The 8,512-nt window shown below is 71.4% G+C and carries 9 protein-coding genes; 1 reads left to right on the top strand and 8 read right to left on the bottom strand.

Annotation, left to right across the window (positions count from 1 at the left end; genetic code table 11):
• Positions 1-239: 239 nt before the first annotated feature.
• Complete coding sequence (locus tag AC30CM_RS03890; protein ID WP_490115505.1) at positions 240-1,007, top strand: dsRBD fold-containing protein; 768 nt, start codon at positions 240-242, stop codon at positions 1,005-1,007.
• Positions 1,008-1,054: 47 nt separating this feature from the next.
• On the opposite strand, the gene AC30CM_RS03885 is transcribed toward AC30CM_RS03890, so the two are convergent.
• From AC30CM_RS03885 to pdhA, 8 genes are all read right to left on the bottom strand, one after another.
• Positions 1,055-2,026 carry a 1-phosphofructokinase family hexose kinase gene (locus AC30CM_RS03885; RefSeq protein WP_490115504.1) on the bottom strand — a complete coding sequence of 324 codons (972 nt, stop codon included), beginning with the start codon at positions 2,024-2,026 and terminating at the stop codon, positions 1,055-1,057.
• Positions 2,026-4,062 carry an erythromycin esterase family protein gene (locus tag AC30CM_RS03880; RefSeq protein ID WP_490115503.1) on the bottom strand — a complete coding sequence of 679 codons (2,037 nt, stop codon included), beginning with the start codon at positions 4,060-4,062 and terminating at the stop codon, positions 2,026-2,028. Before AC30CM_RS03880 ends, AC30CM_RS03885 begins: the two co-directional genes overlap by 1 nt.
• A 12-nt stretch (positions 4,063-4,074) precedes the next feature.
• Entirely contained in the window at positions 4,075-4,362 is a 288-nt protein-coding gene (locus AC30CM_RS03875; RefSeq protein ID WP_490115502.1) for a dsRBD fold-containing protein, read from the bottom strand.
• An 85-nt stretch (positions 4,363-4,447) separates the two neighbouring features.
• Positions 4,448-4,882 carry an Hsp20/alpha crystallin family protein gene (locus AC30CM_RS03870; RefSeq protein ID WP_490115501.1) on the bottom strand — a complete coding sequence of 145 codons (435 nt, stop codon included), beginning with the start codon at positions 4,880-4,882 and terminating at the stop codon, positions 4,448-4,450.
• An 89-nt stretch (positions 4,883-4,971) separates the two neighbouring features.
• Positions 4,972-5,319 (bottom strand): acyl carrier protein, encoded by a 348-nt coding sequence (locus AC30CM_RS03865; RefSeq protein WP_490115500.1) that lies wholly within the window; start codon positions 5,317-5,319, stop codon positions 4,972-4,974.
• Positions 5,316-6,596 (bottom strand): dihydrolipoamide acetyltransferase family protein, encoded by a 1,281-nt coding sequence (locus tag AC30CM_RS03860; protein ID WP_490115499.1) that lies wholly within the window; start codon positions 6,594-6,596, stop codon positions 5,316-5,318. Before AC30CM_RS03860 ends, AC30CM_RS03865 begins: the two co-directional genes overlap by 4 nt.
• A complete protein-coding gene (locus tag AC30CM_RS03855) occupies positions 6,593-7,570 on the bottom strand; it encodes an alpha-ketoacid dehydrogenase subunit beta (RefSeq protein WP_490115498.1) in 978 nt (325 codons plus the stop codon). Before AC30CM_RS03855 ends, AC30CM_RS03860 begins: the two co-directional genes overlap by 4 nt.
• Positions 7,567-8,499, bottom strand: coding sequence for a pyruvate dehydrogenase (acetyl-transferring) E1 component subunit alpha (gene pdhA, locus AC30CM_RS03850; protein ID WP_490115512.1), 933 nt, complete (start codon positions 8,497-8,499; stop codon positions 7,567-7,569). The genes AC30CM_RS03855 and pdhA overlap by 4 nt, the downstream gene beginning before the upstream one ends.
• Positions 8,500-8,512: the final 13 nt, after the last annotated feature.

Below are 8,512 nucleotides of genomic sequence, written 5' to 3'. Positions count from 1 at the left end.
GCGCGACCGCGGGGCGTCACCGCCGGCGCCGTCCGCGGCGGCCGTGGCGAGGTCGGCGGGCGACATGGTTGTGAGCGTGGCCGCGCGGGGCGTGCCGCACAACGGCACTAGGTCCCGCCCGACGGTGACGACCCGCCCTACCCGCGACCCCGGCCCCGCATCAGAGTCGAACACGTCCACGCCCACGGCCGCCGCCAGGACGGCATGGAGCGCAGTCGCGAAGCAGACGGGAGACGTCGATGCGGGTACTCGTTGCCTACGGATCGAAGAACGGCGGTACGGCCGGGCTGGCCGAGATGATCGGCGAGGAGATCGAGAACGTCGGGCACGAAGCGCAGGTGCAGCGCGCCCGCGACGTCTCCGACGACGCCGACGTCGCCGACGCCGACGCCGTCATCGTGGCGGGAGCGCTCTACGCGAGGCGGTGGCAGCCCGAGGCCCGGCGCTTCGTCGAGCGGCACCGCGCGCTGTTGGCCACCAAGCCGGTATGGCTGGTCAGCAGCGGGCCGTTGGACGACAGCGCCCCCGGGGCGGCCGTGCCGGACACCCGGCAGCTGCGCCGGCTGGTCCGCCAGGTCGGCGCGCGCGGGTACGCGACGTTCGGCGGACGCCTGACCCCGCACGCGCGCGGCGCCATGGCCCGCAGGCTGGCCAAGAAGCGTGCCGGGGACTGGCGCAACCGTGACACCGTGCGGCGCTGGGTGCGTGCCGTCTGCGCGGACCTCGGCCCGGCCGGCGTGCCCTCGACGACCCCGTGGAACATCACGCTGGCGGTGGCGGAAGCGGACGCCGAGACCCACGCCACCGTGACGGTGCACTCCGGTCGTGGCGACGTGGTGGGAACCGGCCACGCCAGGCGCAATCCCGTCGACGAACCGGAACCGGAGATCGGGGACGAGTTGGCGGTCGCACGCGCGCTCGCCGCGGCGACCCAGGGTCTGTTGGCGCGCACCAAGACCGACATCGAGAACTCCACCCACGCCCCGGTGACGCGGTTGCACCTGTGAGCCGGTGCGCGGTCGCACCGTGAGCGGTTGCGCCGGTGAGCCGGTGCTCAGTCTGCGATGCCGGTGGGTCCGGGCGTCCGTTCCAGCAGCGACCAGACGTCGCCGGGCCGGCACGTGGCGGTGCCCGGGGTCAACAGCATCGCGGCACCGGCCGCCATGCCGAGGCGCACCGCCTCCGGCAACGACCAGCCTCGCATCAAGCCCACCACGACCCCGGCGACCAGCGCGTCCCCTGCGCCGACGCCGCTGCGTGCCACCACGTTCGGTGCGGGGAACCGGCACTGACCCGACCGCGTCACCAGCAGCGCGGCGTCGGCGCCGCGCGAGACCAGGACGTTCTTCGCGCGCCCGCGTTCGATGAGATGGCGTGCGGCGTCGACCTGTTCGCGCTCGGTGTCCAGGGCGCGGCGGGTGCACTCCCGCAGTTCGCGGATGCTCGGCTTGAGGAGGTGCACGCCCGACCTCAGATGCGTCAGCCCGCAGCCCGAGGTGTCCAGGACGAGCCGGGCCCCGGCCTCGCGGCAGCGGTCGGCCACCCGTTGGTGGAACTCGGGGGCGACCCCCGGCGGGAGGCTGCCGCTGACGACCACGAACGCGGTGTCGAACAGCGGGTCCGACAGCGCCGCGTCCAGCCGGGCCGCGACGGCCTCCGTCTCGTCGGCGGTGAGCGTCGGACCGGCCAGCACGAAACGGAATTGGCGTCTGGTCTCGGTCTCGTCCACGGTGAGGTTCTCGCGGGTGGTGCCCGCGATGCGCACGACGTCCGTCGGGACGTGCTCGGCTGCCAGCAGGTCGGTGATCCGATCGCCGGTGTGCCCGCCGACGGGGAACACCGCCAGCGCCGGTGTGTCGAGCACGGTGGCGACGCGCGCCACGTTGATGCCACCCCCGCCGGGGTCGTGGCGAGCGGTGGTGCAGCGCATCTTCTCACCCGGCATGACGCGCCGGGTGGCCGTGGTCGCGTCCAGGGCGGGGTTCACGGTCAGCGTGACGATCCGCGAGCCCCGAAGCGACGCCATCACAGACCGCTGGGGTAGGTCTCGGGTGTCTCGCCCTCGATCCAGACGCTCGTCGGCTCGAGCGGCGTCAGCGCCGTGGTCACGTCCAGGTGGATGAGCGCGTCGTACTGATCGGCGGGACGTACGTGGAAGTAGTGGCTGTGGCGTTCGGTCTCGGGTCGATAGATGACGCCGATGGCGCGGTGCAGCCGCACCCCGGACAGCACCTCGGCGACGTCGGCGGGATGGTCTCGGTCCATGCGCACCAGGAAGGCCAGACCGGCCTCGTGGAACAGCTCTTCGATGCTGCCCGGCATGCCGGGCCGGACCACCTTGCGTTCGGCGATCCCGCCCCATTCGCGTGCCGCGGTGACGGTGCCGCGGTGCGTGGTGAACCCGATCAGTCGGCACTCGTCGCCGAAGCGCTGCCGCGCCAGCTGGCCCAGCGTGTGCTGCCCGTCGGCGCCGGTCTCCGATGCGCGGGCGTCCCCGACGTGCGAGTTGTGCGCCCACACGACGACCTTGCTGCGCGTGCCGTCGACGCGTTGTTCGTCGAGGTGTGCGAGCAGATGCTCCAGGGTCTCGGCCATGTGCGTGTCGCGGAGATTCCACGACTCGACCCGGCCGCGAAACATGGAGCGGTAGTAGGCTTCCGAGTCGCGGACCGTGACCGCGTTGCCGATGGCGCGGAACAGCTCGTCCTCGGCGCGAGGCCCGTCATGGCGAAGCAACCGCAAGCGGTCGTGCCGCAGTTCGACGAGCTGGTCCACCGCCTGGTTCTCGCACGACTCACCGGCCCCGAACGCCGCGGCGTAGCCGTAGGCCTGGCCGTCGTCGGCGGCCGCATGGTCGAAGCACGCGTACCGCTGCCGGGCGCGGGCCGCCGCGGCCGCATCGACGGTCTCGAGGTAGTCGATCACCGCGGTCATCGACCGGTGCATCGAGTAGAGATCCAGCCCGTAGAACCCGGCCCGTGCCGGCTCGGGCAGCGAATCGTTGTGCGTGCGAAGCCAATCGACGAAGTCCCTGACCACCGTGTTGCGCCACATCCAGGCCGGGAAGCGTTCGAAGTCGCTGAGCGCTTCGTCGGCCGTGCGGTCGGAGCCGACGCCACGGACGTAGTGATTGACCCGGTACGCGTCGGGCCAGTCTGCCTCCGCCGCCACCGCGGTGAACCCCTTCTCCTGGATCAACCACTTCGTGATCTGGGCTCGCGCCCGGTAGAACTGGTCGGTGCCGTGCGAACTCTCGCCGATCAGGACCACCCGTGCCGGGCCGACGAGATCCTCCAGCTCGCTGATCGCAGGGACTCCTGCCGGTGCCGGTACCAGGATGGACTTGATGGCCTCGGCGGCGCGGTGCCGCCGCGCCGTCGGGCGGACCGCAGGCACCGTGGGCGAGTCCAACAGCGAGCGCACCTCGGCATCCTCGACCTGGGTGAAGTCCCAGTAGGAAGCGCCAACGGCGAGAAAGGGATTGGGCATCGACGCGCACACCACGTCGTCGACCATGGCGGCGAACTCCCGGCACGTCGATTCCGGGGCCGCGGGCACGGCCACCACCAGGTGCGCGGGCTCGTGCTCGCGGATCGCGAGCACGGCGGCGAGCATGCTCGAGCCGGTCGCCAGCCCGTCGTCGACGAGGACGACGGTCTTGCCTGCGAGTTCCAGGGGTGTGCGACCGCCCCGGTAGCTGCCCTCTCGGCGGATGAGTTCGCGGGCCTCGCGCTCGACCACGGCGCGCAGGTCGCGGGAGGTGACGCGCAGAGCCCGGACGACGTCGTCGTTGAGCACGGTGCGGCCACCGCTGGCGATGGCGCCCATCGCGAACTCCTCGTGGCCCGGGGCGCCCAGTTTGCGCACGATGAAGCAGTCCAGTGGAGCGCCCAACGTGCGGGCCACCTCCCATGCGACCGGAACGCCGCCGCGCGCCAACCCGAGCACGACGACGTCGGTGCGATCGTGATAGGCGCTGAGCAGGTCGCCGAGCACCCGGCCGGCTTCTCGGCGATCGCGGAACACCGCGGCTCGTGCGCCGCGGGTCGGATGGGTGGTCATGGCGGCGTCCTCTCAGGCGGTGCGTGCGGCCGAGGCGATCTCGATGTCGCGAGCGGCGTCGGTGAACAGTTGGCGCGCCAGCGCCGACAAGGCCCTGGCCAGCGCCAAGGTCTCGCCGATGGGATGCTCGATCTCGTCGCCGACGTCCAACCGCGACAATCCGCGTCCCACCAACGTCTCTCCGTGCCAGCTCAGTCGGGCGACGGCCCGGCTGTGGCCGTGGAATTCGTCGAACGCGACGGTCACCGCGGACGCGCGAGCGCCGCCGGATGCCGTGCGCCCGGATGTCGGGGTGGTCATGTCTCGTCTCCTGCCGTGCGCGACGTCGGGTGTCACGGGGGCGGTCCCCACGTCGTGGACGCGTGCCGGGGACCGCCCGCCGTGGCTACTTGGAGCCCTTGATGGCGATGTGCTTCTCGGCAGGCTGCTCCTTGGACACCCCGACCGAGACGGTCAGGATGCCGTTCTCGTACGAGGCCTTGATGTCGTTCTCGTCGGCACCCGACGGCAGCGTGACCGTCCGCACGAACGAGCCGTAGACGAACTCCGAACGGCCGTTGTGTTCGGCCTTCTCGGAACGCTCCGCCTTGATCACCAGGTGACCGTCCCGGACGGTCAGGTCGATGTCCTCGTCGGGACGTACGCCGGGAATCTCGGCGCGCACCTCGTACCGATCGTCCTTCATCTCGTCCTCGAGGCGCATCAGCCGGCCGTCCAGGGCGGAGCGGAGGCCGCCGAAGGACGGGAAGGCCGAGAACAGGTCGGCGAACTCGGGAAGCAGCGAATGGCCCCGACGTGTGGCGGGCAACGTATTGGTCATGGTTCTACCTCCATGGGGTGGCGGTGGGTGAGTGGTTCATACGGGCGTTCCCGTATGGCGTCGATCCGACCATCCGGCGGGGGTGGGGCCTAGGGACCGAAGTCCTGCGTTGGGGCCTGGGCCGCCGTGGGTGTCGTCGTGGGTGACGGACGGTGTCGACCGACGTAACCGACGATGTCGGCCACCGTGCGCAACCTCGCGTAGTCGCGTTCGGGGATGTCGACCCCCAGTCGGCGGTCGACGGCGACGAGGAACCGCAGCCAGTCCATCGAGTCCAGGTCCACCTGGTCGCGCAACGCCACGTCGTCGGCGATGGCGTTCCCACCCACCTCCGGGGCCACCTCGGTCAGCGCCGCGAGTACGGCATCGCGAGTTTCGGCATCGCGAGTTTCGGCATCGCGAGTTTCGGCATCGCGAGTTTCGGCGTTGTCACTCATGGGTTTCCGGTCCCGTCCAGGAGTTCGGGTTGGGCGAGGAGGGCCTCCACGCCGGCCAGGAACGCCGCACCGCGGATGCCGTCGCTGGCCCGGTGATCGGCCGACAGCGTCATGGTGACCGAATCCACCACGCGGATGCCGCCGTCCACGACGCCGACGCGCTGCGTGGGTTTGCCGAAGCCGACCAGTGCCACCTGCGGCGGCTGGATGACGCCGAACACCGCGTCGACGCCGTGATCGCCGAGGTTCGTCACGGTGATCGTGGGCGCGGACAGCTCGGAACTGCGCAGGCTGCCCGCCCGAGCGCGCGTCACCAGGTCGGTCAGTTCGGTCATCACCGCGGCCAGCGGCTTGGCGGCCACGTCGTGGAGGGCTGGCGCCACCAGACCCCCACCGCGCAGCGAGATGGCCACGCCGACGTGCACCTCGGCGCTGGGGTGGAACGCATCGTCATACCAGTGGCCGTTGAACTCGGCGAACCGCTGCGCCGCGACGGCCACGGCCTTGAGCAGCAGGGCCGCGGACAGGACGCGTTCGGAAATGGGCCGCCCGGTGTTGTAGTCGGCCAGCCAGGCCAGCGCCGGACTCAGCGACACGTTGTGCGAAAGGTAGTAGTGCGGGATCTCCCGCTTGGATCGTGCGGTGGCAAGCGCGGTCTGCGCGCGCACGGCGGCGATCCGCCGTGCGGCCGTCGATTCGGTGGGATGGGCCGCGCCGTCGGTCGGCGGGGCCGCCGGGGTCGCGGGGGCCGCCGGGGTCGGTGCCGTCGGTGCTGTCGGGGTGGTCGGTGTCGCCGGTGGGGCCGCCGTGGCGGTCGCGTGGGCTGCGGCCTCCACGTCGTGGATCGTCACCGCACCCATGGGCCCGGTGCCGCTGACGTGGCTGACGTCGACCCCCAGACCCTGCGCCAGCTTCCTGGCCGCGGGGGAGACCCAGCGTCGCGGACCGGTGGCCCCGGCGGTCGGCACGGCGGTGGCCCCGGCGGTCGCCACGGTGGTGGCCCCGGCAGTCGGCACGGCGGCTCGTCCGGCCGGCGTCTCACCCGGCTCGGCGAGCGTGGCCAGTACGGTGCCGACGCCGACGGTACGACCCACCGGGACCAGGAGATCGACGACGGTTCCGTCGTGCCAGCACTCCACGTCCACGGCTGCCTTGGTGGTTTCGACCACCGCGACCACCTGCCCACGCTTCACGGTGTCGCCCGGCTTGACGAGCCACGTGTCGAGCGTCCCGGAGTCCATGTCGGCGCCCAGGGAGGGCATGGTGAACTCGATCACGGTCTGACTCCGACGACGGCGTGCACGGCGGCGACGATGCGTTCGGCACTGGGCAGCGCGGCCTGCTCCAGGTGGCGGGGATACGGGATGGGCACCTCCAGGGTGCACACCCGGGCGATCGGTGCGTCGAGGTCGTAGAACGCGTCCTCGACGATGCGGGTACAGATCTCGGCGGCCAGGCTGCCACTGCGCCAGCCTTCGTCCACCACCACGGCCCGGTGCGTCGTGCGCACCGAGGCCAGGATCGTCGCGGCATCCAGCGGTCTCAGGACACGCAAATCGAGTACCTCGCAGTCGATTCCATCCTCGTCGAGTAGCCGGGCCGCCTCCAGCGCCTTGGGCAGAGAGCCGCCGTAGGCGATGAGGGTGACGTCGGAACCGGGGCGCCGGACGGCGGCGGTGTCGATGTCGCTGGCGCCCAGTTCGTCGACGTCGGCCGCGGTGTCGTACAGGCCGACGTGTTCGAACACGATCACGGGGTCGGGATCGGCCAGCGCGGTAGCGAGCATGCCGTAGGCATCCGGCACCGTCGCCGGTGCCACCACCCGCAGGCCCGGCACGTGGGCGTACCAGCCTTCGAAGCTGTGGGAGTGCTGGGCGGCCAGCTGCCGGCCCGCGCCGGTCGCCATCCGCACCACCAGCGGTACGGAGAACTGCCCACCCGACATGTGGCGCAGCGCGGCGGCGGTGTTGACCAGTTGATCGAGTGCCAACAGGCTGAAGTTCACCGTCATCACTTCCACGATCGGGCGCAGACCGCCCAGTGCGGCACCGATTCCCATGCCCACGAACGACAGCTCGGACAGCGGGGTGTCGCGCACCCGCGTCTCGCCGAACTCGGCGAGCAGTCCCTTGGACACCGCATACGTACCGCCGTAGCGGCCCACGTCCTCGCCGATGAGCAACACCCGCTCGTCGGCGCGCATCGCGTCCCGGATGGCGTCGTGGGCGGCCTGGCGGTAGCTGGTGGTCACCGGAGAACCTCGCGGGTCAGGACGTCGGTGTCGAGGTGGGCCACGTCTTCCCACGTGCCGGCCTCGGCGTAGGCGATGGCGTCGGCGATCTCGGAATCGGCGCGGCGCTCGGCATCTTCGAGGTCGGCGTCGGTGAGGACGTGCTCGCGGCGCCCGCGGTCGACGAGCAGACCGATCGGATCGCGGGTCCGCCACTCGTCGACCTCGGCGCGGTCGCGGTAGAGCTGGGGGTCGAACATCGAGTGGGCGCGGAAGCGGTAGGTCCGGAATTCCAGGAAGAACGGTTCGCCGGTGCCGCGCACGTGGTCGGCACCCCGGCAAGCGGCGTCCCGGCAGGCGAGCACGTCCATCCCGTCGACCGCCTCGGCGGGCATGCCGTACGACGCCGCACGGGCGGCGAGGTCGGGCTGCGATTGCGACCGTGCCAAGGCGGTGCCCATCGCGTACCCATTGTTCTCGCAGCAGAACAGCACCGGCAGGTGCCAGAGCGCCGCCAGGTTCATCGACTCGTGGAAGGCGCCCTCGGACACCGCGCCGTCGCCGAAGAAGCAGGCGGTGACCCGACGTCGTCGCTGCATGGCATCCGACAGGGCGAGGCCCAGCGCCAAGGGCAGGCCGCCCGCCACGATCGCGTTGCCGCCGTAGAACCGATGCTCGGCGTCGAACAGGTGCATCGATCCACCCCGGCCGTGGGAGCAGCCTTCCTGCTTGCCGTAGAGCTCGGCCATGATCGACGCCATCGACGTGCCGCGCAGCAGCGCGTGGGGATGCTCGCGATAGGTGGCCACGACGGCGTCGCCGGCGGTCAGGGCCCGCAGTGCGCCCACGGCGACCGCCTCCTCACCGACGTAGAGGTGGAGGAAACCGCGAATCTTCCCGGCGCCGTACAGTTCGGCGCACTTCTCCTCCAGGCGGCGCACCCGCACCATGTCCCGCAGCAGA

It is taken from the genome of Mycobacterium sp. DHQP2018-32-09 (assembly GCF_058148405.1).
Note: the sequence above shows the minus strand (reverse complement) of the source record. Positions and strands in the feature narration are given on the sequence as shown.